This window comes from Kosakonia oryzendophytica (genome assembly GCF_900094925.1).
Taxonomy (GTDB): domain Bacteria; phylum Pseudomonadota; class Gammaproteobacteria; order Enterobacterales; family Enterobacteriaceae; genus Kosakonia; species Kosakonia oryzendophytica.
Map to the genome: position 1 here is coordinate 198,449 of NZ_FMAY01000001.1, position 25,592 is coordinate 224,040.

Consider the following 25,592-nt stretch of genomic DNA (forward strand, 5'->3'; position numbering starts at 1 on the left):
GCGCATCACCATTTATGGATGGTGCTGGCCGAATCGGTCATGTAGCGAAGGCCACTGATTGTCGGCAGCAACTGGGAGATAAGACGATTCCAGCGCGCCACCGGAGCTGTTGTGACATACACCACGTCATACGGCTGGAGTCTGAAATTCGTCGCCATCACCAGTGAGGTGGCATCCGACATATCCAGTTGGTAAATGTTGGCAATCTTGCCGCCGCGACCGTTCTCGCCGGTCAGCGGACGGATCACGAACACACCACTGGCGTTGGAGGTCGTCAGATCGATACCTTCGGCCTGGCCCAGCGCTTCGGTCAGCGTCATGCCGCTGAAGTCCATTTTGAGGGTGCTCTGTTTTTTCACTTCACCCATCACGAACACTTTCAGGTCGTCATTACGCGGCACGAAGAGAATATCGCCCGGGTAGAGCAAACGGTTCTGGCTCAAATCACCGTTTTGCATCAGCGCTTGCAGCGAAATACGCTGCTCTTTCCCCTGGTGGGTCAGGATGACGTTACGCCAGTCGGCGTTATCAGTCAGACCACCCGCCGCGTTGATTGCATCAAGCACGGTAAGGGGTACGTTGGTGATCGCCTGTTGGCCGGATTTGCCAACCTGGCCCGAGATATAGGCTTTTTGCGAGCGGAATGCGGCGATATTAACGTCCACCTGCGGGTCAGCAATGTACTGCGCTAAACGGCTGGTAATATCACTACGGATCTCGCTAAGCGTTTTGCCCACCACCTGCACGCGACCCACATAGGGGTAAAACATGGTGCCATCAGGCTGAACCCAGTTACCGGCATCGCTGGAGCTGCGGTACTGACCGGCCGGGGTTGTCAATTCCGGGTGATCCCAAACGGTGACATTCAGGACATCTCCGGGGCCCACACGATACTGGTAGGCAGCAATTTCCTGGTCCAGCGACATATTCGGCTGAGCGACATTCGGACGCGGGCGCAATTGTTCAATCAGACGCGGCGTCAATGGATAAACGTTCACCATGCGGTCTAAATCAAAGTCTGCATCCTGCTGTTTAATCACATCCTTTCCCATCGTAGACATATTGCTACCAGGAAAAATTGTGCAGCCACTCATCAAGCTTATGGACACCAATAATGGCATCAATTTCGTTTTAGATTTCATCATTGATTAATTATCACTTTGGCAGAGTAATTATCCTGTGCGATTTATATAAGCGCTCAAGCTGTACACAGATTCAGAATGCAGTTAATCGCGAAGAAATATAACTGGCATCAGTCCTAAAAAGAGCTTATTCAACCGCATGCGATTACAGAATAATCTGCAAAGGTTGACGGCTGTCGGGCACGCTACCGCCCTTGGCTTTCAGTAACCAAACCACTGATTCAACGCTAACTTATTGCCAGACATCCTTTTTTATCCTCTTCTGACGACGACATGAGACAGGTCAGATAAAATACTGCGGGTGGTGTTTTTAGCACTGATAAACAATGCTGAAAATAACAGCGCTGGTATATTTAATGATGCACGAGGAATTGTTGCAGCTAAGCGAATAGCAGGCAAGGTAGCATCCGGTGATAAACATCTTTTTAAGAATAATATTAAGGGCAAAGTTTTCAGTTTTTAGGATTTTACGTATATTGACAAGCAACCAGCTCCGAACTATCTGTGCGAAATATCTTAATTCTTTTATTTTTCTCTAATGATTAATCACAGTAACAATAAGGAAATAGAATAAAAATATATTCCAATCCGCCGCTAAAATAAGATAAATCGCAGGCTGGCATTGCATTTTGTGCCAGCTTTATCCATGATCGCGCTGTGACAATTGTCATATCACTGAAGGTGTTACGTTAACGATGGAATGGATTGCCGATCCGTCAATATGGGCCGGACTGGTTACGCTGGTCGTAATCGAACTGGTTCTGGGTATTGATAACCTGGTTTTTATTGCAATTCTTGCGGAAAAATTACCCCCGGCGCAGCGCGATCGCGCCCGCGTCACTGGCCTGATACTCGCCATGCTGATGCGCCTGCTGCTGCTGGCCTCTATTTCGTGGCTGGTCACGCTGACCAATCCGCTGTTTACCGTTCGTGGTTTAAGCTTTAGCGCCCGCGACCTGATTATGCTGCTCGGCGGCTTATTCCTGCTGTTTAAAGCTACGGTCGAATTGAACGAACGGCTGGAAGGGAAAGACAGCGACAACCCAACGCAGCGTCGCGGAGCGAAATTCTGGGCTGTCGTAACACAGATAGTGGTGCTGGACGCGGTCTTCTCGCTTGACTCAGTGATCACCGCCGTCGGTATGGTTGATCATCTGGCGGTGATGATGGCGGCGGTGGTGATTGCCATTTCGTTGATGCTGCTTGCCAGTAAATCCCTCACCCGTTTTGTCAACAGCCACCCGACCATTGTCATTCTCTGTTTAAGCTTCCTGCTGATGATTGGTTTTAGCCTGGTGGCGGACGGTTTTGGCTTTCATATTCCCAAAGGGTATCTGTACGCGGCAATTGGCTTCTCGGTAATGATTGAAGCGCTTAACCAACTGGCTATCTTTAACCGTCGTCGTTTCTTGTTTGCTAATCAGACATTGCGTCAACGCACCACCGAAACCGTAATGCGCCTGTTAAGCGGTCGCAAAGAGGATGCGGAACTTGACGCCGACACGGCTTCGATGCTGCGCGACAGCGATGACAGTCAAATTTTTAACCCGCAAGAGCGGCGTATGATTGAGCGGGTGTTGAATCTTAACCAGCGTACCGTCAGCAGCATCATGACCTCGCGCCACGATATTGAGCATATCGATCTGCGTGCGCCGGAGGCGGAGATCCGCGCCCTGCTGGATAAAAACCAGCACACTCGCGTGGTGGTAACCGACAGCGAGGATCAGGATGACCTGCTGGGTGTGGTGCATGTGATTGACCTGTTGCAGCAATCCCTGCGCGGCGAACCGCTGGATCTGAAAGCCCTGATACGCCAGCCCCTGGTGTTCCCGGAGGCGTTGCCGCTATTACAGGCGCTTGAGCAGTTCCGCAATGCGCGTACGCACTTTGCCTTCGTGGTGGATGAGTTTGGCTCAGTCGAAGGCATTGTCACCCTGAGCGATGTAATGGAAACCATCGCCGGTAATCTGCCTAACGAAGTAGAAGAGATCGATGCCCGGCATGATATTCAGAAAAACAGCGACGGAAGCTGGACCGCCAACGGTCATATGCCGCTGGAAGATCTGGTGCAGTATGTTCCCTTGCCCCTCGACGAGAAGCGTGAATACCACACAATTGCCGGCCTGCTGATGGAGTATCTGCAACGTGTGCCGAAGTCCGGCGAAGAAGTTCAGGTCGGCAACTTCCTGCTTAAAACGCTGGAAGTTGAAAGCCACCGCGTACAGAAAGTGCAGCTTATTCCGCTGCAACACGAAGACGATCTCGACTACGAGGTCTGACGCGCCGGGTTTACCCGGCAAACGTCAGGCTTTCACAATGGCAATACCCCGCTGAGCAAATGGCGCCAGACTGCGATCGTCAGTCTGTGCGTCGACCACCAGCGTATTGACCAGCGAAATATCGCCAATCACCCACGGTGATGCGGTGTGCAGTTTTTCCGGTGAGGCCAGTACGATGGTTTCCGCCGCGCGGTCCGCCATGGCCCGCTTGATGCGTGACTCTTCAAAATCGCCGGTACTCAGACCGGCGTCTACATGCACGCCCGTGACGCCCATAAAAAAGAGATCGGCGCGCACTCTGGCAATCCCTTCAAACGCCGCAGCCCCCACATTCACGATAGAGTGCTTGTACAACTGACCGCCAATCATGATCACCGTAATCAGCGGGTGTTGCGCCAGTCCCACCGCGATACCCGGACTGTGCGTGACGACCGTCAGTTTCAGATCCGGCGGGAAAAAAGCGATCAGCTCCGCGGTTGTCGTGCCGCCGTCAATCATCACCACCTGCCCTGGTGAGACCAGTTGCGCACCTTTTTGTGCAATCCGCCGTTTGGCGTCAGATTGCAGACACTGACGCTCCGCAAAGGTAACGACAGCGGCAGAGGCGGGCAAAGCCCCGCCGTGTACTCGCTGGAGCAGCCCCTCTGCCGCCAGTTCGCGTAAATCACGCCGGATCGTATCTTCCGACACACCAAACGCGTCGCTGAGATTTCGGGACAATACCTGCCCCTCTTCGGCGAGTCGGGTCAGGATCAATTGCTTACGTTGCGAGGTGAGCATGGTGAACTCCATTTGCACGAAATCACTTGATGATGCACGAATATGCACGTTATGCTGACAATTCTACATCCTGAGGAGCGACCATGCCATCTGAACATGCACAAATACGCATTATCTCGTCAACGCCGCTTTCCGAAAACTGGGGGAAACTCACCCAATACACCTTCGATTACCGCCGACGCGACGGCGAATGGCAGCGCCAGTCCCGCGAAGTTTATGACCGTGGCAACGGCGCTGTGATCCTGCTGTATAACCGCGCCAAACGCAGCGTGGTGTTGACGCGGCAATTTCGTTTGCCACTGTTTGTCAGCCAGCATCACGGCTTTTTGCTCGAAGCCGCCGCCGGACTGCTGGATGCACTCGATCCTGAGGAACGGATTAAGCACGAGGCTGAAGAAGAAACCGGCTACCGCATCGAACAGGTCGAAAAAGTATTTGAAGCCTGGATGAGCCCAGGCTCGGTGACGGAGAAACTGCATTTTTTCATCGCAGAGTATGACGACAGTCGACGTATCAACGAAGGCGGCGGACTGATTGACGAAGGGGAAGATATTGAAGTGGTTGAAATGGATTTTGCCACAGCGCTGGCGGGGATCCGCAGCGGCGACATTGCCGATGGCAAAACCATTATGCTGTTGCAGCATCTGGCGCTGGAAGGGATCCTGTAAAACGGACGCGATAGCTACCGGTTGGCGCTGCGTTTATCCGGCCAGAGGCGCTGGCCGGATATGCACCTACATTTTGTCGAGCAGCTTTTTCACATCTTTGCCGTTCTGGTGATCTTTATTACGGTCAGCCCAGTCATTCAGCCGGCGTTTTGCTTCATCCTGCAAATGCTTACGCAGCAACTGATCGACCTGCAAACTGTAGTGAAGCGACTGCCACTGGCCGTAAATGGTGAGTGGGATTGGCGTATTTTTCAGGAAATCGATCAACGCCCCGTCGCCCTGCCAGCCTTGCAGAACACGAACGTTAAAGCGCGTATCCGTCTGCTCTTTAACCAGATCCATTTGCCCTTCGCCGGTTAGCGACAATACCGCCGAACTGCCCTGCATATTGCTGAAGGTCATCTGCCCTTCATCCAGGCTAATGTCGGTCGTGAAATCATCCAGCCGCGTAGCAGTGTCATCGTTTTCCTGCGTCTGCACATCGCTACTGCGCGCCACCGCCTGTTGGATTAACTGCTGGAAGTTCAGACCTTCCATGCGGCTGTTTTTCAGATCGATATGCGCCTCGCCCTGCCAGTGACGGCGGAAATTATCCGCATCAATGCGTGGACCAGAAAAATCACCCGCCAGCGTCAGGCTACCGGTCAGCGCGATAGGATAATTAAAGGCTTTGAGGATATTGCCAATTTCCACATCATCCAGCCGCGGCTGGAAAACGGCCCGTGACTGGTCACCACGCACATCCAGCGTCCCCGGCAAGGCGATACGCCCGTTGCCCATCTTCCCTTCCAGAGTCGGAATGGTGAGCAAGCCAAGCTGGTTAGCAAATTGCCCATTGACGTCATTAAACGTCATCCCACGCCAGTGCAGCGTCTTCGCCGTCACGCCGACCTGGGCCACAAAGTCGCGTAAGCCGTTGTACTCCGGCAAATCCTGATTGTTGGCAATCACCGGTCTTGGCAACCGGTTCTGCGCCTGCTGTCCCTGCTGCTGAACATCGTTACTGGTGGCAACGCGGGTTTCCGGGGCCAGTAAATTATCCAGGTTGAGGGTGTCAAAATTCAGCTCGAGCGCCCAAACAGGCTGCGCAGCAAAGGTCACGCTACCATTACCGGTAAACGCGCTGTCGTTAGCGCTCAGGCTAAGGTTGCTCAGCGTCAGGCGACGCTGTGCGCCCTGCCACTGCGCCTGTAATCGCCCCTCTCCGGCGATCCCCTGCGATGGCACATCCCCGCCTTGCAGTTGCCATTTCAGGCTATCAACCACTGCATTCAGATTATGCGGGTAGTCCTGCGCATCAACTTTCGCACTTAAAGAAAGCGTCAGATCCCGCTGGTTGCGGTTAACGCGCCCGGAGAAATCAAGAGCCGCCTTATGCTGCGCATCCTGTTCCATTTGCAGGCGAATATCGCGCACCGTTATCGGATCATCATCTTCATGCTGGAACACCAGCACGCTATCTGCCACCTGTAAACCGGCAATGTCCCATGACCAGCCGCGGTCATCTGCAACATCAGGCAGGGCGTTCTCTTTCGGTGCCACCGGGGCATCTTTTTGCACCGCCGCTTTGCTTTGCGGGGTCAACTGAATGATGGCCCCTTTCAGCATCACCTGTTTGACTTGCAACTGATGCGACAATAATGGCCATAACGCCACATCAAGGCGCATATTGTCGGCTTTCACCACCGCCGTTTGCGCCCCCGGTGCGGTCAAGGTCATCCGCCCGGACAGAATGCTAAGCTGCGGCCAGACATGCCAACGCAGCGGGCCATCAAGCTGTAACTGATAACCGCTACGCGTCTCGACCTGGCGCACCATATACGCACGAAAATCGTTGGGATTTACCAGCAATACCAACGCCGACAGGCCGGCAACCAGCACGACCAGTAAAATCATCAGCGTGGTTAACACTCTTCTCATGGCATCCTCAGTGGGCTTACGTCGCTCAGTCTTTGTCAATGCGGCTGGCAACCGCGCCTTGTTGATCGCGATACTTCGCGTCTTCACGGCGGTTATAGGGGCGATCGGCCGGACCCGACAGCGGTTCAAAGCTCAATGCGCCGATCAGCATGCCAGGACGCAGCGCCAGCGGTAATTTACCGGAGTTGTAAAACTCCAGCACAATGCAACCCGACCAGCCGGGATCGATGCGGTGCGCGGTAACGTGCACCATCAGCCCCAAACGCGCCAGCGACGAGCGGCCATCCAGCCAGCCCACCAAATCCGCAGGCAACGTAACGGACTCATAGGTTACCGCCAGCGCCAGTTCACCGGGATGAAGGTAAAACGCCTCACCGTCAGCGAGCACGATCTCGTCGCTCATCACGCGATCAAGCGCGGCACTGACTTCGTGTTTCGGGCCACTTAAATCAATAAATGCCGCCGTATGCCCACTGAATGTGCGGAATTTGTTGCCGAGGCGGACATCCACCGTAGCGCCATTAATACGCTCTACCGGGGGACGCGGGGTAATAGCGAGGCGGCCTTGATCCAACCAGGCTTCAATATCGCGGTCACAAAGACGCATGGCACATTCTCCTTTTGGTGCGATATACCCCTGAAGATTCCTCAGGGGCCAGCGGTTAATACTGAGTGTTACAGCCTAACATGTATTATTCAAAAAATTGGCTGATTTTGGCTTTCAGGATATCAATGGCGATGCGGTTTTTGCCCCCGCGCGGCACGATGATATCGGCGTACTGCTTGGAGGGTTCAATGAACTGCAGGAACATCGGACGTACGGTTTTTTGATACTGCGCCATCACCGAATCCATCGAACGCCCACGCTCATTCACGTCGCGCTTAATACGGCGCATCAGGCAGATATCCAGCGGGGTATCAACAAAAATAGAGAAGTTCATTTCGCCACGCAGGCGCGAGTCGGTCAGCAGCAGGATCCCTTCCAGGATGATGACTTTTTTCGGTTCGATAAGGATCGTTTCCGCCGTGCGGGTATGTTCTACATAGCTGTAAACGGGCAACTCAATGGCTTCGCCACGCTTAATAGATTGTAAATGCTGGAATAGCAGACTGTGATCCATCGCGCTGGGATGGTCATAGTTGGTTTTTACGCGCTCTTCCATCGACAAATGGCTTTGATCTTTGTAGTAACTGTCTTCCGGAATAACGCCAATGTGTTCATCACCAACCTGTTCGCGCAGTTCGCGGTATAGCGTACTGGCAATGAGACTTTTACCTGAAGCGGATGCGCCGGCGATGCCGATAATGACGCACTGATGGGACTTATCAGTCATAAATTTAGCGACCTGATTAACCTGGATGTAAAGGAAGGACGACGCCAAAGCGTCAAACGCGGCAATTATAGGGATTTCGTGGTCGCGATACCAGTCGAATACGCGCCGGAGGGATGGTGCTCGCAAAGTGGTTTATTTTTGCTTTACCCGCTGACTATTCGCAAATTTAAACGCTCACAAATGAAGCGCGATGCGCCTTTTTTCTACGGACTAAGTAATTAATAACCCTATGATGTCAAATTATGAGCGCCCGCCATAGGAATTGTAAATTGTTTGTACTAGCATAATCCGAAATTCAAATTTATACGTCCGGACTCCGTTCCCGACGGCACAGGGTTTGCGGACTAAGCGGTAAATGAAGAAACACTACCAGCGCGTTTTGGTTACCACTCCATATCCTGGACTGCGACTCATCAGTTTAGGGCTGCTCTCTTTTATCTTTACCCTTTTCTCGCTGGAGCTGATTCGTTTTGGCACCGCCATCGCGCCACTGTGGTTACCCACCGCTATTATGACCGTGGCGTTTTATCGTCATGCCGGGCGGATGTGGCCTGGTATCGCCCTCGCCTGTACGCTGGGCAATGTCGCTGCGACGCTTTTTCTTTTCTCCACTGATTTTGTCGATCTCCGCTATACCGCCATCAATATTGTGGAAGCGGTGATCGGCGCGATACTGCTGCGTAAACTGCTGCCCTGGTATAACCCATTACAGAATCTCAACGACTGGGTGCGTCTGGCTATTGGCAGCGCGCTGATTCCCCCGCTGATAGGGGGTCTGCTGGCCTGCATCGTGGTGCCGGGCGACAATCTTCTACGTACTTTTCTGGTATGGGTGTTGTCTGAGTCGATTGGCGCGCTGGCGCTGGTGCCGCTGGGCCTGCTGTTTAAAGCGCACTATTTATTGCGCCACCGTAAACCACAACTGCTGTTGGAAACCCTCGGCACCCTGGTGGTGACGCTGGCACTGAGCTGGCTGGCCCTGCATTATCTGCCGTGGCCTTTCACCGCAGTGATCGTCCTGCTGATGTGGAGTGCGGTGCGTCTGCCGCGTGTAGAAGCGTTTACGGTCTTCCTCAGCACCGTAATGATGGTTTCGCTGATCATCGCGCTGAACCCCGTTCTCATTAGGGGCGCAGGGAATGGAGTAGTGATTAACGCGCCCTGGTTGCCGTTCCTGATGATCTTACTGCCCGTGAACGTTATGACCATGGTGATGTATGCGTTCCGTGCTGAACGTAAGCATATTACCGAGAGCGAAGAGCGTTTTCGCAACGCCATGGAGTACGCCACCATCGGTATGGCACTGGTGGGGACTGAAGGACAATGGCTGCAGGCGAACAAAGCGCTGTGCCAATTCCTCGGCTACAGCCAGGATGAATTGCGCTTAATGAACTTTCAGCAGCTCACCTGGCCGGAAGATTTAAATGCCGACCTTGAACAGCTTGGACAACTGGCGCGCGGTGAAATCTCCAGCTACTCCATGGAGAAGCGCTATTACACACGCAATGGCGATTTAGTCTGGGCGCTGCTTGCCGTTTCTGTGGTTCGGCACGCTGACGGTACGCCGCTCTACTATATCGTCCAGATTGAAGACATTAACGATCTCAAACAGACCGAATGGGTCAACAAACGCCTGATGGAGCGTATCACCCTGGCGAATGAGGCGGGGGGAATCGGCATCTGGGAGTGGGAACTGGAGCCGGACATCATCAGTTGGGATAAGCGGATGTTTGAGTTGTATGAAGTCCCTTCGCATATCAAACCCACCTGGCAACTCTGGTACGAACGCATCCTGCCGGAAGATCGTGCAGAAACCGAGCGCGTCATCCGTGATTCCCTGGTCGCACGAATCGCCTTCAAGCTGGAGTTTCGTATCAGCGTAAAAGGCGGCATACGCCATATTCGCACCCTGGCGAACCGCGTTCTGGGTAAAAGCGGTGATGTTGAACGCCTGCTTGGCGTCAATATGGATATGACCGAGGTTAAGCAGCTTAACGACGCGCTGTTTCAGGAGAAAGAGCGCCTGCATATCACGCTCGACTCTATCGGTGAGGCGGTGCTCTGTACCGATGTGGAAATGAACGTCACCTTTATGAACCCGGTGGCAGAGAAAATGAGCGGCTGGTCGCAGGAACAGGCGATGGGGCAGCCGCTGCTGACCGTTCTGCGCATTACCTTTGGCAGCAACGGCCCGGTAATGGAGAATATCCACAGTGGCGATATGTCACGCTCAGATATTGAGCAGGATGTGGTACTGCATTGTCGCACAGGCGGTAACTTCGATATTCATTACAGCATTACGCCGCTCAGCACGCTGGACGGGCAAAATATCGGCTCGGTGCTGGTTATTCAGGACGTGACTGAATCACGTAAGATGCTGCGTCAGCTCAGCTACAGCGCATCACACGACGCCCTCACCCATCTGGCGAACCGGGTCAGTTTCGAAAACCATCTGAAACGTCTGCTGGTGACTGTGCAGGAGTTTCGCCAGCGTCACGCGCTGGTCTTTATCGATCTCGACCGTTTTAAAGCAGTCAACGACAGTGCCGGGCACGCCGCCGGAGACGCGCTGCTGCGTGAGATTTCCTCGCTGATGCTTAGCATGTTGCGTTCCACCGACATTCTTGCCCGCCTTGGCGGTGATGAGTTTGGTTTACTGCTTCCGGACGCGAACATTGAGAGCGCACGGTATATTGCCGGGCGCATTGTGGAGTCCATCAACGAGTATCGCTTTGTATGGGAAGGCCGTGAGCACCGTATCGGTGCCAGTTCCGGTATCACCATGATTGACGACACCAATCATCAACTGACCGATGTGATGTCGCAGGCGGATATAGCCCTTTATGCGTCGAAGAATAACGGGCGCGGCATGGTGACGGTATACGAGCCGCAACAAGGGATGCAGCCCCACGAACGCAGCATGATGTCGCTGGATGAACAATGGCGCATGATCAAAGAGAACCATCTGCTGCTGATTGCCCGCGGTGTGGCGTCTCCGCGGGTGCCGGAAGCCTGTAACTTCTGGCTTCTCTCCCTGCGTTTGTGGACCAGCGAGGGCGAAGTCATGGAAGAAAATCCCTTCCGCGCCGGCTTAAATGAGCCTGAGTTGATTCGCGCGCTCGACCGCCGGGTCTTTCACGAATTTTTCCGCAATCATGCGACCGCCGTTGCCGGTAAAGGCCTCGGTATCGCCCTGCCTCTTTCCGTTGCCGGGTTAGGCAGCACCCCGCTGGTGGACGAATTACTCGATCTGCTCGCGCGTGGGCCGATGCCAGGACGCCTGCTGCATCTGGTGATCCATGCCGATGCATTAATGCGTGAAGGCGCAACCATTAGTGATAACCTGAAACGCCTGCGCCATGCAGGCTGCCGGATTATCCTTAGCCATGTGGGTCACGACCTGGATATCTTTAACCACCTTACACCGCATATGGCCGATTACCTGTTGCTGGAGCCGGAACTGGTGACCAATGTCCACGGCAATCTGATGGATGAGATGATGGTGACCATTATCCAGGGGCATGCCCAGCGCCTTGGCCTGAAGAGCATTGCCGGCCCAACCAGCCAGCCACTGATGATGGACACCTTGTCCGGCATCGGTATTGATTTGATGTATGGCGATATTATCTCGCAGGCGCAGCCATTGGATTTGATGCTCAACACCAGTTATTTCGCGATAAATTAATGCACTCGCCGGCGACATCAGGTCATTGCCACAGGTAGTCAGCGCACGGCCTGAGGCAAAACGGCAAGAAAACAGCCTTACTTTTTCAACGGTTCCCACCCCTCGGTATACCAGATATGCAGCAACGCATATGATCGCCAAGGCTGCCAGCGCTCGGCATAACGGCGGGTTTGTGCAGGCGTCATCCCGGCAAAACGTTGCTTGATCAGGTAATCGTCCGGCAGAAAAATGTCCGTTGCCTGCCAGCCGCGCAGGGCAAAATAGCTGGCAGTCCAGCGTCCGATGCCGGGAAACGTTTGCAGCAACTTCACCCCTTGCTCCACATCCTCAGGCGGGGTCAGCGGCAGGAGACCATTGCAGGCAGATTGAGCGAGAAAAATTAACGCCTGCGCGCGTTTTAGCGGCATGCCAAGTGCTTTCAGCGCATGCGGATCGGCGTTTGCCAGTTGCTGCGCCGTCGGGAAACAGATGAAACCCGGCGCATCCGCCAGCGGTTCACCGTAACGTTGTGCGACGTTTGCCGTCAGTTTCGCCGCCATTGCGACGCTCACCAATTGCCCCAGAATCGCGCGTACGCCTTGTTCAAAGGGGTCCATACATCCCGGTAAGCGCAAGCCGGGACGCGCCTCGCCCAGTTCTCCCAGCGCAGCGCCAACGGTCTGTGGATCGCACTGCAAATCGAACAAGCAGGCCAGCCGTTGCAAACAGTGTTCCGCAACCGGCTGCAATCCGTCGCTGAGCGTGACCATTAAGGTCGCTGTCGCGTCATCCGGTTCGGCGGTGATCACGCCGCGATGCCCGGCGCAGGCATAGGAGCGCACATAGCGCCCATCGCGAACCTCTTCGACGCCCGCCACCGCACGCGCCCCTAAAAATCCTAACATCCACGCCCAGTCATAAGGCGGCTGCCAGCGCAATTTATACATAGTGACTCCTGACGGTTGACGCTAACAGCATAAACAACTTAGACAATCTCCGCCTTGCTTTCATATTCCGGTTGTCGCCCGCCGCGCATTCGGCTAAAGTCGCCCCCCTTCTTCACTGGCATGGGGATAAAAACGTGTTTGTAGGTTTTGACTACGGTACCGCGAACTGCTCGGTAGCCGTGATGCGCGATGGCGCACCACAATTATTGACCATGGAAAATAACAGCACGCTGTTGCCGTCCATGTTGTGCGCACCTACGCGCGAAGCCGTCAGCGAATGGCTGTACCGTCATCATCAGGTTCCGGCAACGGGAAGCGAAACCCAGGCGCTGCTGCGCCGGTCAGTCAGCTTTAACCGCGAGGAAGATATTGAGGTTGCCGCCAACAGCGTACAGTTCGGTCTGGCGTCACTACACCAGTACGTGAGCGATCCGGAAGAGGTGTACTTTGTTAAATCACCGAAATCGTTCCTCGGTGCCAGCGGTCTGAAGCCGCAGCAGATTGCCCTGTTCGAAGACCTGGTCTGCGCCATGATGCTGCATATTCGCCAGCAGGCGGAGTCACAGCTACCGCAGACGATTGATCAGGCGGTGATAGGCCGCCCGATTAACTTCCAGGGCTTGGGGGGAGATGAAGCAAACGCGCAAGCGCAGGGGATCCTCGAACGCGCGGCAAAGCGTGCGGGTTTCCGGGATGTGGTATTTCAGTACGAGCCGGTTGCCGCAGGGCTGGATTTTGAAGCAACGCTGAATACGGAAAAACGCGTGCTGGTGGTGGATATTGGCGGCGGTACCACCGACTGCTCGCTGCTGTTGATGGGACCGCAATGGCGCGAAAAGCAAGAGCGCGCCGCCAGCCTGCTCGGTCACAGTGGTTGCCGCGTCGGCGGTAACGATCTCGACATCGCCCTGGCGTTTAAAAACCTGATGCCATTACTTGGCATGGGCGGGCAAACAGAGAAAGGCATCGCGCTACCGATTCTCCCCTGGTGGAACGCCGTTGCCATCAACGATGTTCCGGCGCAAACCGAGTTCTACAGCGCAGCCAATGGCCGTTTACTTAACGATCTGCTGCGGGATGCCCTCGATACCGACAAAGTCGCCTTATTGCTGAAAGTCTGGCGTCAACGTCTGAGCTATCGTCTGGTACGCAGCGCTGAGGAGAGCAAAATCGCCCTCTCCGAACAGCCGCAAACCCTCGCGCAATTGTCATTTATCCGCGACAACCTGGCAGCGGCAATCAGCCAACAGGGGCTGGAAGCGGCACTCAGCCAACCGTTACAGCGCATTCTGGAGCAGGTGCAGCTGGCGCTGGAGAGCAGTCAGGAGACACCGGAGGTGATTTATCTCACCGGCGGTAGCGCCCGTTCGCCCATTATCAAAAAAGCGCTGGCGGACACCCTGCCGGGTATCCCGATCGCCGGGGGCGACGACTTTGGCTCTGTTACCGCCGGTCTCGCACGCTGGGCGCAAGTCTTGTTCCGTTAATCTTCTGCCGGGTGGCCCGCACCCGGCATTATTTTCTCCGCCATAATCGCCCTATCGCAAATTACCATTCCTAACAAACGTTTCCAGACAGTGTTTCATTTTTCCTCCATTTTTCTGCGGCATACCGTCACTAAACTAGTATTATTCCGGCAACGGCTTTCAGGATGAGATACGCATTACGATGAATGGCAGTGTTACGTTTCGCCGCGCAATTGTCGCGGCCGTGGTCATCGCGGCAATCGGCGCCGCCTGGTATCACTTCAGTCATAAAGACACCTCTTCCACTGCAACCGGGCAAACCGCTTCACGGGGATCGACTACCGGCGGCCCGAGCGGCGGGCGTCACGGTATGCGTGGTGGGGCATTGCCGCCCGTTCAGGCCGCCGTCGCGACGACACAATCCGTGCCGCGTTATCTTACAGGTCTTGGCACCATCACCGCCGTGAACACCGTAACGGTGCGCAGCCGCGTCAGTGGTCAGTTGCTGGCCCTTCACTTTCAGGAAGGTCAGCAGGTGAAAGCGGGCGATCTGCTGGCGGAAATCGACCCGAGTGAATTCAAGGTCGCGCTGGCGCAGGCGCAGGGCCAACTGGCGAAAGATAAAGCCACGCTGGCGAATGCCCGTCGCGATCTCGCCCGTTACCAGCAACTGGTGAAAACCAGCCTCGTCTCCCGCCAGGATCTGGATGCGCAGCAAGCGCTGGTTAGCGAGTCCGAAGGAACGGTAAAAGCCGATGAAGCGTCTGTTGCCAGTGCGCAACTTCAGCTCGACTGGAGCCGCATTACCGCGCCCATCTCCGGTCGCGTTGGTTTAAAACAGGTGGATATCGGCAACCAGATCACCAGTAGCGACACCACCGGTATTGTTGTGTTGACGCAAACGCACCCGATAGATCTCGTCTTCACGCTGCCGGAAAGCGATATCGCCACCGTGGTACAGGCGCAAAAAGCCGGACAATCGCTGGCTGTCGAAGCCTGGGATCGCACCAACAAGCAGAAGCTGAGCACCGGCGCGCTACTCAGTCTGGATAACCAGATTGATACCACTACCGGCACCATCAAGCTTAAAGCGCGTTTTAACAATCAGGATGACGCGCTGTTCCCGAATCAATTCGTCAACGCCCGGATGCTGGTCGCCACCGAGCAGAATGCTGTGGTGATCCCTACCGCCGCCCTGCAAATGGGTAATGAAGGTAACTTCGTCTGGGTGCTGAATGACAAAAATCAGGTCAGCAAACACATTGTCACACCGGGTATTCAGGACAGCCAGAAGGTGGTCATTGCCGCCGGGTTATCCGCCGGGGATCGCGTGGTCACTGACGGTATCGACCGCCTGACCGAAGGGGCCAAAGTCGAAGTGGTAGAGGCAAAAAGCGCCCAGGAGATGCCGGCAAAACGTGAACATCCGGCAAAAGGAGCGCAGTCCTGATGCAACTGCTCCCGCCAGGCAGAACAGGCGGCCCTTCCCGCCTGTTTATTATGCGTCCCGTCGCCACCACGCTGCTGATGGTAGCGATCCTGCTTGCCGGTATCATCGGCTATCGCTTTCTGCCGGTTTCCGCCTTACCGGAGGTGGATTACCCCACCATTCAGGTTGTCACCCTCTATCCGGGTGCCAGCCCGGATGTGATGACGTCGGCGGTCACCGCCCCGCTTGAGCGCCAGTTCGGCCAGATGTCCGGCCTGAAACAGATGGCCTCGCAGAGCTCAGGTGGTGCGTCAGTAGTGACGTTGCAATTCCAGTTAACCCTACCGCTGGATGTGGCCGAGCAGGAAGTGCAGGCGGCGATCAATGCCGCCAACAGTCTGCTGCCATCGGACTTACCTAACCCACCGGTGTACAGCAAAGTGAACCCGGCGGATCCGCCAATTATGACGCTGGCGGTCACCTCTTCCGCGATGCCGATGACCCAGGTGGAAGACATGGTGGAAACCCGGGTGGCTCAAAAAATTTCTCAGGTGTCTGGCGTCGGTCTGGTGACGCTGTCAGGCGGTCAGCGTCCGGCTGTACGCGTTAAACTCAATGCACAAGCGGTTGCGGCACTTGGGTTGACCAGCGAAACCATCCGTACCGCTATCAGCAATGCGAACGTCAACTCGGCGAAAGGCAGCCTGGACGGCCCGGCCCGGGCAGTCACGCTTTCCGCCAACGATCAGATGCAGTCGGCGCAAGAGTATCGCCAGTTGATCATTGCCTACCAGAACGGTGCGCCAATCCGCCTGGGTGACATCGCGACCGTTGAACAAGGCGCAGAAAATAGCTGGCTCGGCGCATGGTCCAATAAACAACAGGCGATTGTGATGAACGTCCAGCGTCAGCCGGGTGCCAACATCATTAATACCGCAGATAGCATCCGCACACTGTTGCCACAACTGACCGAAAGCCTGCCGAAATCGGTGACCGTCAAGGTGCTCTCTGACCGCACGACCAACATCCGCGCGTCGGTAAGCGATACGCAGTTTGAACTGATGCTGGCAATTGCGTTGGTGGTGATGATCATCTATCTGTTCCTGCGAAATATTCCCGCCACCATTATTCCCGGTGTCGCCGTTCCGCTGTCGCTGGTCGGCACGTTTGCCGCGATGGTGTTTCTCGATTTCTCCATCAATAACCTAACGCTGATGGCGCTGACCATCGCCACGGGGTTTGTGGTGGACGATGCCATCGTGGTGATTGAGAACATCTCTCGCTATATCGAAAAAGGTGAAAAACCGCTGGCCGCCGCGCTGAAAGGGGCGGGTGAAATCGGCTTTACCATTATCTCCCTCACTTTTTCACTGATTGCGGTGCTGATCCCGTTGCTGTTTATGGGCGATATCGTTGGTCGCCTGTTCCGGGAGTTCGCCGTTACGCTGGCGATAGCAATCCTGATCTCCGCCATCGTCTCTTTGACGCTGACGCCCATGATGTGCGCCCGCATGCTGAGCGCCGAGTCACTGCGTAAACAGAAACGCTTTTCGCGTGCATCCGAACGTTTTTTTGAGCGCGTGATCGCTGGTTACGGGCGTTTGTTGAACAACGTGCTTAACCACCCGTGGCTGACACTGAGTGTGGCAATCGGTACGTTGCTGCTGTCCGTTATGCTGTGGATAGTAATCCCGAAAGGTTTCTTCCCGGTGCAGGATAACGGCATCATCCAGGGAACCTTACAAGCACCGCAGTCGACCTCCTTTGCCAGCATGGCGGAACGCCAGCGCCAGGTGGCAGATGTTATTTTGCGCGATCCGGCGGTGGAAAGCCTGACCTCGTTTGTTGGCGTCGATGGGACTAACCCTTCATTGAACAGCGCGCGTCTGCAAATCAACCTCAAGCCGCTGGATGAGCGTGACGACCGCGTCCAGCCTGTGATTGAACGGTTGCAACAGGCCGTCGCCCGAGTACCCGGCGTGTCGCTTTACCTGCAACCGATCCAGGATTTGACCATCGACACGCAGGTTAGCCGCACGCAATATCAGTTCACGCTACAGGCAAACTCGCTGGATGCCCTCAGCACCTGGGTACCGCAACTGGTCAGCAAACTGGAGGCGTTGCCGCAGCTATCTGATGTCAGCAGCGACTGGCAGGACAAAGGGTTAGTGGCATATGTGAATGTTGACCGCGACAGCGCCAGCCGCCTGGGCATCACCATGTCGGATGTGGACAATGCGCTGTATAACGCGTTTGGTCAGCGTCTTATTTCGACCATTTACACCCAAGCGAATCAGTATCGCGTGGTGCTGGAACACGATACCGCGCAAACCCCTGGTCTGTCGGCACTGGATAACATACGCCTCACCAGTACCGATGGCGGTGTAGTCCCCCTCTTGTCGATTGCAAAAGTCGAGCAGCGCTATGCCCCGCTGAGTATCAACCACCTGGATCAATTCCCCTCCACGACCATCTCCTTTAACGTCGCGGGCGGTTATTCGCTGGGAGATGCGGTGCAAGCGGTGATGGAGAGTGAAAAAACGCTCAACTTCCCTACGTCTATCACCACGCAGTTCCAGGGAAGTACGCTGGCGTTCCAGGCTGCACTCGGCAGTACTGTCTGGCTGATTATTGCCGCAGTGGTGGCGATGTATATCGTGCTCGGCGTGCTGTATGAAAGCTTTATTCATCCCATCACCATTCTGTCGACGCTGCCCACGGCAGGCGTGGGCGCATTGCTGGCGCTGCTGATTTCCGGGAGCGAGCTGGATGTGATTGCCATTATCGGCATCATCCTGTTGATCGGTATTGTGAAGAAAAACGCCATCATGATGATCGATTTTGCCCTCGCCGCCGAACGCGAAGAGGGGATGTCGCCGCGTGATGCCATTTTCCAGGCCTGTCTGCTGCGTTTTCGCCCGATTCTGATGACCACACTCGCCGCACTGCTGGGTGCGCTGCCCTTGATGCTGAGCGCGGGTGTGGGCGCAGAGTTGCGCCGCCCGTTAGGCATTGGCATGGTCGGTGGATTGATGGTCAGCCAGGTGCTGACATTGTTCACCACGCCGGTTATCTACCTGCTGTTTGACCGACTGGCATTGTGGACAAAACAGCGTTTCCCCCGGCGTGAGGAGGAAGCGTAAGTGAAGTTTTTCGCCCTCTTCATTTACCGTCCGGTGGCAACGATCCTTATCTCGCTGGCCATCACCCTGTGCGGCATACTTGGCTTCCGGTTGTTGCCGGTCGCCCCGCTGCCGCAGGTGGATTTTCCGGTCATTATGGTCAGCGCATCGCTGCCCGGCGCATCGCCGGAAACCATGGCCTCATCGGTCGCCACCCCGCTGGAACGCTCACTCGGGCGCATTGCCGGGGTGAGCGAAATGACCTCTACCAGTTCGCTGGGCAGTACGCGCATTATTCTGGAGTTTAACTTCGACCGCGATATCAACGGCGCCGCACGCGATGTACAAGCGGCGATAAATGCAGCGCAAAGTTTGCTGCCAAGCGGTATGCCAAGCCGACCGACCTATCGCAAGGCCAACCCCTCTGCTGCGCCGATTATGATCCTGACGCTGACGTCGGACACCTATTCGCAGGGCGAACTGTACGATTTTGCCTCCACACAGCTGGCGCAAACCATCGCGCAGATTCAGGGGGTCGGTGATGTCGACGTTGGCGGGAGTTCCTTGCCTGCGGTGCGCATCGGGTTGAACCCGCAGGCGCTGTTTAACCAGGGCGTATCGCTGGATTCCGTTCGCACCGCCATCAGCAACGCCAACGTGCGACGACCGCAAGGTGCGGTGGAAGATTCCGCGCAGCGCTGGCAGGTACAAACCAATGATGCGTTGAAAACCGCCGCCGAATACCGACCATTGATCATTCATTATAAAAACGGCTCAGCCGTGCGTTTAAGCGATGTCGCAACAGTCAAAGACTCGGTGCAGGATGTTCGCAACGCCGGGATGACCAATGCCAAACCGGCAATATTGCTGATGATCCGCAAACTGCCGGAAGCCAATATCATCGACACCGTCGACAGCATTCGCGCCCGTTTACCCGATTTGCAAAAGACCATTCCGGCGGCCATTGATTTACAAATCGCCCAGGATCGATCCCCCACTATCCGCGCTTCGCTGGCGGAAGTAGAGCAGACCTTAGTGATCTCTGTAGCACTGGTGATCCTGGTGGTGTTCCTGTTCCTGCGCTCCGGCAGAGCGACGCTGATCCCGGCGGTGGCCGTGCCGGTTTCGCTGATCGGCACATTTGCCGCCATGTATCTGTGCGGATTTAGCCTCAATAACCTGTCGCTGATGGCGCTGACTATTGCCACCGGTTTTGTGGTGGATGATGCGATTGTGGTGCTGGAGAATATCTCGCGGCACCTTGAAGCGGGAACAAAACCGCTCCAGGCTGCGCTTCAGGGCACCCGGGAGGTGGGCTTTACTGTTCTCTCCATGAGTGTCTCGCTGGTGGCCGTATTCATGCCATTGTTGCTGATGGCCGGTTTACCCGGTCGTCTGTTGCGGGAGTTCGCCGTCACGCTCTCCGTGGCGATCGGCATTTCGCTGGCCATCTCCCTGACATTAACGCCGATGATGTGCGGCTGGCTGCTGAAGAGCCATAAACCCCGCGAGCGTACCCGCGAACGGGGTGTGGGCCGCCTGTTAATTGCGCTGCAACAGCAGTATGCGCGCTCGCTAAAATGGGTGCTTAACCATGCCCGCCTCGTCGGCGTAGTGCTGCTGGCCACCATCGCGCTAAATATCTGGATGTACATCACCATACCCAAAACCTTTTTCCCAGAGCAGGACACCGGCGTGCTGATGGGGGGTATCCAGGCGGACCAGAGCATCTCCTTCCAGGCAATGCGTATTAAGTTGCAGGATTTTATGAAAATCATCCGCGACGACCCGGCCGTGGATAATGTCACCGGCTTTACCGGCGGCTCGCGGGTGAACAGCGGCATGATGTTTATTACGCTGAAACCCCGTGGAGTACGTCATGAAACCGCCCAGCAGGTGATTGACCGCCTGCGCGGCAAACTGGCAAAAGAACCCGGTGCCAGTCTGTTTCTCGTGGCTGTGCAAGACATTCGCGTTGGCGGTCGGCAGGCGAACGCCAGTTACCAGTACTCGCTGCTGTCAGATGATCTCAGTGCCCTGCGTGAGTGGGAGCCGAAGATCCGTAAAACCCTTGCCGCCCTGCCGCAACTGGCAGACGTCAACTCCGATCAACAGGATAACGGTGCAGAGATGAACCTGGTTTACGATCGCGCCACCATGTCGCGTCTCGGGATCAGCGTCCAGGAAACCAATAGCCTGCTGAATGACGCATTCGGCCAGCGGCAGATTTCGACTATCTACCAGCCGTTAAACCAGTACAAAGTAGTGATGGAAGTCGATCCGCGTTATACCCAGGACATCAGCGCACTGGATAAAATGTATGTGATTAACAGCGAGGGCAAATCGATCCCCCTCTCCTACTTTGCCCACTGGCTTCCGGCCAACGCGCCGCTGTCGGTGAATCATCAGGGGTTGTCAGCCGCGTCGACCATCTCTTTTAACCTGCCGACCGGGTCGTCGTTATCGGAAGCCAGCGATGCGATCAATCGCGCAATGACCCAACTGGGCGTGCCTTCAAGCGTGCGCGGTAGTTTTGCCGGTACCGCGCAAATCTTCCAGCAAACCATGAACTCGCAGGTGATCCTGATTCTGGCAGCGATTGCGACGGTCTATATCGTGCTGGGGATCCTCTACGAAAGCTACGTGCATCCGCTGACCATTCTCTCAACGCTGCCTTCGGCGGGCGTGGGCGCATTGCTGGCGCTGGAGTTGTTTAACGCGCCCTTTAGCCTGATTGCGCTTATCGGCATTATGTTGCTGATCGGGATTGTGAAGAAAAATGCCATTATGATGGTCGACTTCGCCCTTGAAGCGCAGCGTCAGGGTAACCTTAGCGCAGAAGACGCTATCTTCCAGGCCTGTTTGTTGCGTTTTCGCCCCATCATGATGACGACACTGGCGGCGCTGTTTGGCGCGCTGCCGCTGGTTATCTCCGGCGGCGACGGTTCTGAATTGCGTCAGCCTCTTGGTATCACTATCGTGGGCGGTCTGGTGATGAGCCAGTTGCTGACCCTGTACACAACGCCAGTGGTCTACCTGTTCTTCGACCGTCTGCGCATGCGTTTTAGCCGTAAAGAGAGAGAGCCAGTTAGTGAATGAATGAACTACCCAATAACATCCGCTGGCAACTATGGATCGTCGCCTTTGGCTTTTTTATGCAGTCGCTGGATACCACCATTGTGAACACCGCCCTCCCCTCGATGGCAAAAAGTCTGGGGGAGAGTCCACTGCATATGCATATGGTGGTGGTGTCCTATGTGCTGACGGTAGCCGTCATGTTGCCGGCCAGTGGCTGGCTGGCGGATCGGGTGGGCGTGCGCAATATCTTTTTTATCGCCATTGTACTGTTTACGACCGGCTCACTGTTTTGCGCGCAAGCCTCTACGCTGGACCAACTGGTGATGGCCCGCGTGCTGCAAGGGGTTGGCGGCGCGATGATGGTGCCGGTTGGCAGACTAACGGTGATGAAAATCGTCCCGCGCGATCACTATATGGCGGCGATGACCTTTGTCACGTTGCCGGGGCAGATTGGCCCGCTGGTTGGCCCGGCGCTGGGCGGCATTCTGGTGGAGTATGCCTCCTGGCACTGGATCTTCCTGATTAATCTGCCGGTGGGGATCGTCGGGGCTATCGCCACTCTGAGCCTGATGCCGAACTACACCCTGCAAACCCGCCGCTTTGATATGGTGGGATTTGTGCTGTTAGCCTGCGGCATGGCGACGCTGACGCTGGCGCTCGACGGGCATAAAGGTCTGGGGTTGTCACCGTGGATGTTGGGCCTGCTGGTGGGAGGTGGCGCGGTAGCGCTGATTACCTATCTGCTGCATGCGAAAGGCAACGATGGTGCACTGTTTAACCTGCGGTTGTTCCGCACGCCTTCGTTTTCGCTCGGGTTGTCGGGCAGTTTCGCCGGGCGTGTCGGTAGCGGCATGCTGCCCTTTATGACGCCGGTATTTTTGCAAATCGGCCTCGGTTTTTCGCCTTTTCACGCCGGGTTAATGATGATCCCGATGGTACTGGGCAGCATGGGCATGAAACGCATTGTCGTACAGGTAGTGAACCGGTTCGGTTACCGCCGGGTGCTGGTCTGCTCCACGCTGGGGCTGGCATTGATAAGCTTACTGTTTATGACCACCGCTCTGCTGGGCTGGTACTACATGCTACCGGTGGTGCTGTTCTGCCAGGGGATGATCAATTCCATGCGTTTCTCCTCCATGAATACCCTGACGCTGAAAGATCTGCCGGATGAGCTGGCCAGCAGTGGCAACAGCCTGCTGTCGATGGTAATGCAATTGTCGATGAGTATCGGCGTGACCATTGCCGGGTTGCTGTTGGGCTTATTTGGTTCGCAGCACTTGTCGGCGGACAGTGGCGTGGCACACCACGTTTTTCTTTACACTTACCTCAGTATGGCGGTGGTCATTGCCCTTCCGGCGTTACTCTTTGCCCACGTTCCGGATGATGCCAGCAAGAATGTCGTCATTGCCCGTCGCAAAAGGAGAGAATCATGACATTCTGGCGGCCGGGTATCACAGCCAAGCTGTTTCTGGCCATTTTAACCACCTGTATTGTGTTGCTCATCACCATGCACTGGGCGGTGCGCATCAGCTTCGAACGCGGCTTTATCGACTATATCAAACGCGGTAATGAGCAGCGTTTGCAGATGCTCAGTGACTCGCTGGCCGAACAATATGCTCAGAATGGCAGTTGGCAGTTTTTGCGTAATAACGATCGGGTCATTTTTCAGATCCTGCGATCGTTCGAAAGAGATAATGAACACGAAGAAGACCGCCCTGGCGGTCCGGGTCGTAACGCTGACAGGCCAGACATGGATCGCGAAATGCCGCCCCACCCGGACGGTGAGTCGGGACATGAACCGGGCCCCCCGGGTGGACCGCCAGGCATGCCGCCGCACGGCTGGCGCACCAAGTTCTGGGTGGTTGATCAACAATCTCAGGTGCTGGTGGGGCCACGTTCACCGGTGCCGGAGGATGGCACTCGTCGGGCCATTGTGGTGAATAACCAACAGGTCGGTTGGGTCATCGCCTCCCCGATTGAACGCCTGACGCGCAATACCGATATTAATTTTGAACGCCAACAACGGCGCACCAGTTGGCTGATTGTCGGGCTTGCCACCTTGCTGGCCGCTATCGCGACTTTCCCGCTGGCCAGAGGCTTGCTGGCGCCGGTCAAACGGCTGGTTGAGGGGACGCATAAGCTGGCTTCCGGGGATTTCACCACCCGGGTCACGCCCGGTAGCCATGACGAATTAGGCCGGCTGGCGCGGGACTTTAACCAGCTCGCCAGTACCCTGGAAAAAAACCAGCAGATGCGTCGCGATTTTATGGCTGACATCTCCCATGAACTGCGGACACCGTTGGCAGTGTTGCGCGGCGAACTGGAAGCGATACAAGACGGCGTGCGCCAATTCACCCCGGAGTCGGTAGCCTCCCTGCAAGCGGAAGTCGGCACGCTCACTAAACTGGTGGACGACCTGCACCAACTTTCCATGTCCGATGAAGGCGCACTGGCGTACCAACGCACGCCGGTGGATGTGATTACACTGCTGGAGATTGCAGCAGGCGCATTCCGCGAGCGTTTCGCCAACCGCAACCTGACCCTGTCGCTTGAAGCACCGGGGCGTGCCACAGTCTTTGGCGATCCCGATCGCCTGATGCAACTCTTCAATAACCTGCTGGAAAACAGCCTGCGCTATACCGACGGCGGCGGTCGTACACACATTCAGGCTACCATCGACGAGGGCAAGCTGGTGATGCGTTTTGCCGACAGCGCCCCTGGGGTGAACGATGAGCAACTTAAGCGCCTGTTTGAGCGCTTCTATCGTACCGAGGGTTCACGCAACCGCGCCAGTGGCGGCTCTGGTCTGGGGCTGGCTATCTGTTTGAATATTGTGGAAGCGCACGGTGGCGCTATCCATGCCGCGCACTCGCCTTTCGGCGGGGTTAGCATTACAGTTGAATTACCGCTTGAACGCGAAAAATCGAGAGACGTATGACTGAGTTACCCATTGACGAAAACACGCCACGCATTCTGATCGTGGAAGATGAACCCAAGCTTGGGCAGTTGTTGATCGATTACCTGCGGGCCGCAAGTTACGCGCCAGCGCTGGTCAATCACGGCGACCAGGTGCTCCCTTATGTTCGCCAGACGCCACCGGATTTGATCCTGCTCGATTTGATGCTGCCCGGCACAGACGGTCTGACGCTGTGTCGCGAAATTCGCCGTTTCTCCAATGTGCCCATCATTATGGTGACAGCGAAAATCGAAGAGATTGACCGCCTGCTGGGGCTGGAAATTGGCGCGGATGACTATATCTGCAAACCGTACAGCCCGCGTGAAGTGGTGGCCCGGGTGAAGACCATTCTGCGCCGCTGCAAGCCGCAGCGTGAACTGCAAGCAATGGACGACGAAAGCCCGCTGATTGTGGATGAGGGGCGTTTCCAGGCAAGCTGGCACAACAAACTGCTGGATCTGACGCCTGCCGAATTCCGCCTGCTGAAAACCCTCTCCAGCGAACCGGGTAAAGTCTTCTCCCGAGAACAACTGCTTAATCATCTGTATGATGACTACCGCGTGGTGACTGACCGTACTATCGATAGCCATATCAAAAACCTGCGCCGCAAACTGGAAGCGCTGGATGAAGAGCAGTCTTTCATCCGCGCGGTCTATGGTGTGGGGTATCGCTGGGAAGCGGACGCCTGCAAACTGGCGTAACCGCGATTGCGTCGGGCGGCGGAAACCGCCCGGCGTTCGCTTATCTGCGCGCCAGCGCGGTAAGCGCCTCTTTTGCTACGGCTCCCCTTGCGCCCGATTGCCCTTC

General features: G+C 55.8%; 16 protein-coding genes. 10 read left to right on the plus strand and 6 right to left on the minus strand.

Annotated features, from left to right (window positions below):
- Window positions 1–5 precede the first annotated feature (5 nt).
- Complete coding sequence (locus GA0061071_RS01000; protein WP_061494059.1) at window positions 6–1,145, minus strand: polysaccharide export protein; 1,140 nt, start codon at window positions 1,143–1,145, stop codon at window positions 6–8.
- Window positions 1,146–1,837: 692 nt separating this feature from the next.
- Here GA0061071_RS01000 and GA0061071_RS01005 point away from each other — a divergent pair.
- Window positions 1,838–3,421: a TerC family protein gene (locus GA0061071_RS01005; RefSeq protein ID WP_061494058.1), complete on the plus strand. Its 1,584-nt coding sequence runs from the start codon at window positions 1,838–1,840 to the stop codon at window positions 3,419–3,421.
- Window positions 3,422–3,445: 24 nt separating this feature from the next.
- Here GA0061071_RS01005 and GA0061071_RS01010 read toward each other — a convergent pair whose 3' ends face one another.
- Complete coding sequence (locus GA0061071_RS01010; protein ID WP_088238056.1) at window positions 3,446–4,201, minus strand: DeoR/GlpR family DNA-binding transcription regulator; 756 nt, start codon at window positions 4,199–4,201, stop codon at window positions 3,446–3,448.
- Window positions 4,202–4,284: 83 nt separating this feature from the next.
- Here GA0061071_RS01010 and GA0061071_RS01015 point away from each other — a divergent pair, with 83 nt between their 5' ends.
- Window positions 4,285–4,869 carry an NUDIX hydrolase gene (locus tag GA0061071_RS01015; RefSeq protein ID WP_088238057.1) on the plus strand — a complete coding sequence of 195 codons (585 nt, stop codon included), beginning with the start codon at window positions 4,285–4,287 and terminating at the stop codon, window positions 4,867–4,869.
- A gap of 66 nt (window positions 4,870–4,935) precedes the next feature.
- Here the strand turns inward: GA0061071_RS01015 and asmA are convergent, their stop codons facing one another.
- The 3 genes from asmA to udk form a co-directional block, all read right to left on the minus strand.
- Complete coding sequence (gene asmA / locus GA0061071_RS01020) at window positions 4,936–6,789, minus strand: outer membrane assembly protein AsmA (RefSeq protein ID WP_088238058.1); 1,854 nt, start codon at window positions 6,787–6,789, stop codon at window positions 4,936–4,938.
- A 25-nt stretch (window positions 6,790–6,814) separates the two neighbouring features.
- Window positions 6,815–7,396 carry a dCTP deaminase gene (gene dcd / locus GA0061071_RS01025; protein WP_061494054.1) on the minus strand — a complete coding sequence of 194 codons (582 nt, stop codon included), beginning with the start codon at window positions 7,394–7,396 and terminating at the stop codon, window positions 6,815–6,817.
- Window positions 7,397–7,481: 85 nt separating this feature from the next.
- Window positions 7,482–8,123 carry a uridine kinase gene (gene udk, locus GA0061071_RS01030; RefSeq protein WP_061494053.1) on the minus strand — a complete coding sequence of 214 codons (642 nt, stop codon included), beginning with the start codon at window positions 8,121–8,123 and terminating at the stop codon, window positions 7,482–7,484.
- A 355-nt stretch (window positions 8,124–8,478) separates the two neighbouring features.
- Between udk and GA0061071_RS01035 the strand changes: the two genes are divergently transcribed.
- Window positions 8,479–11,808: a diguanylate cyclase gene (locus tag GA0061071_RS01035; RefSeq protein WP_061494052.1), complete on the plus strand. Its 3,330-nt coding sequence runs from the start codon at window positions 8,479–8,481 to the stop codon at window positions 11,806–11,808.
- 77 nt (window positions 11,809–11,885) lie between these two features.
- Here GA0061071_RS01035 and alkA read toward each other — a convergent pair whose 3' ends face one another.
- Entirely contained in the window at window positions 11,886–12,734 is an 849-nt protein-coding gene (alkA, locus tag GA0061071_RS01040) for a DNA-3-methyladenine glycosylase 2 (protein WP_061494051.1), read from the minus strand.
- Window positions 12,735–12,868: 134 nt separating this feature from the next.
- Between alkA and yegD the strand changes: the two genes are divergently transcribed.
- The 7 genes from yegD to baeR all read left to right on the plus strand — a co-directional run bounded on the left by yegD (window position 12,869) and on the right by baeR (window position 25,486).
- Complete coding sequence (yegD, locus tag GA0061071_RS01050; RefSeq protein WP_088238059.1) at window positions 12,869–14,221, plus strand: molecular chaperone; 1,353 nt, start codon at window positions 12,869–12,871, stop codon at window positions 14,219–14,221.
- A gap of 181 nt (window positions 14,222–14,402) precedes the next feature.
- Complete coding sequence (locus GA0061071_RS01055) at window positions 14,403–15,650, plus strand: MdtA/MuxA family multidrug efflux RND transporter periplasmic adaptor subunit (RefSeq protein ID WP_061494049.1); 1,248 nt, start codon at window positions 14,403–14,405, stop codon at window positions 15,648–15,650.
- The gene (locus GA0061071_RS01060) at window positions 15,650–18,772 is read left to right on the plus strand and encodes an MdtB/MuxB family multidrug efflux RND transporter permease subunit (protein WP_088238060.1); all 3,123 of its coding nucleotides are present in this window, start codon (window positions 15,650–15,652) and stop codon (window positions 18,770–18,772) included. The genes GA0061071_RS01055 and GA0061071_RS01060 overlap by 1 nt, the downstream gene beginning before the upstream one ends.
- On the plus strand, window positions 18,773–21,850 hold the full coding sequence (gene mdtC, locus GA0061071_RS01065) for a multidrug efflux RND transporter permease subunit MdtC (RefSeq protein WP_088238061.1): 3,078 nt from the start codon (window positions 18,773–18,775) through the stop codon (window positions 21,848–21,850).
- On the plus strand, window positions 21,847–23,262 hold the full coding sequence (gene mdtD, locus GA0061071_RS01070) for an MFS transporter (protein ID WP_088238062.1): 1,416 nt from the start codon (window positions 21,847–21,849) through the stop codon (window positions 23,260–23,262). The genes mdtC and mdtD overlap by 4 nt, the downstream gene beginning before the upstream one ends.
- Entirely contained in the window at window positions 23,259–24,767 is a 1,509-nt protein-coding gene (baeS, locus tag GA0061071_RS01075) for an envelope stress sensor histidine kinase BaeS (RefSeq protein WP_088238063.1), read from the plus strand. Before mdtD ends, baeS begins: the two co-directional genes overlap by 4 nt.
- Window positions 24,764–25,486 (plus strand): envelope stress response regulator BaeR, encoded by a 723-nt coding sequence (gene baeR, locus GA0061071_RS01080; RefSeq protein WP_061494044.1) that lies wholly within the window; start codon window positions 24,764–24,766, stop codon window positions 25,484–25,486. The genes baeS and baeR overlap by 4 nt, the downstream gene beginning before the upstream one ends.
- The last annotated feature ends 106 nt before the right edge of the window (window positions 25,487–25,592 follow it).

Bases quoted from the DNA above. Each gene is read 5' to 3' on its own strand.
- udk (WP_061494053.1), bottom strand. From the start codon at position 8,123: ATGACTGATAAGTCCCATCAGTGCGTCATTATCGGCATCGCCGGCGCA.
- GA0061071_RS01000 (WP_061494059.1), bottom strand. From the start codon at position 1,145: ATGATGAAATCTAAAACGAAATTGATGCCATTATTGGTGTCCATAAGC.
- GA0061071_RS01035 (WP_061494052.1), top strand. From the start codon at position 8,479: ATGAAGAAACACTACCAGCGCGTTTTGGTTACCACTCCATATCCTGGA.
- GA0061071_RS01005 (WP_061494058.1), top strand. From the start codon at position 1,838: ATGGAATGGATTGCCGATCCGTCAATATGGGCCGGACTGGTTACGCTG.
- GA0061071_RS01055 (WP_061494049.1), top strand. From the start codon at position 14,403: ATGAATGGCAGTGTTACGTTTCGCCGCGCAATTGTCGCGGCCGTGGTC.
- GA0061071_RS01015 (WP_088238057.1), top strand. From the start codon at position 4,285: ATGCCATCTGAACATGCACAAATACGCATTATCTCGTCAACGCCGCTT.
- asmA (WP_088238058.1), bottom strand. From the start codon at position 6,789: ATGAGAAGAGTGTTAACCACGCTGATGATTTTACTGGTCGTGCTGGTT.
- GA0061071_RS01060 (WP_088238060.1), top strand. From the start codon at position 15,650: ATGCAACTGCTCCCGCCAGGCAGAACAGGCGGCCCTTCCCGCCTGTTT.
- GA0061071_RS01010 (WP_088238056.1), bottom strand. From the start codon at position 4,201: ATGCTCACCTCGCAACGTAAGCAATTGATCCTGACCCGACTCGCCGAA.
- dcd (WP_061494054.1), bottom strand. From the start codon at position 7,396: ATGCGTCTTTGTGACCGCGATATTGAAGCCTGGTTGGATCAAGGCCGC.
- baeS (WP_088238063.1), top strand. From the start codon at position 23,259: ATGACATTCTGGCGGCCGGGTATCACAGCCAAGCTGTTTCTGGCCATT.
- mdtD (WP_088238062.1), top strand. From the start codon at position 21,847: ATGAATGAACTACCCAATAACATCCGCTGGCAACTATGGATCGTCGCC.
- alkA (WP_061494051.1), bottom strand. From the start codon at position 12,734: ATGTATAAATTGCGCTGGCAGCCGCCTTATGACTGGGCGTGGATGTTA.
- baeR (WP_061494044.1), top strand. From the start codon at position 24,764: ATGACTGAGTTACCCATTGACGAAAACACGCCACGCATTCTGATCGTG.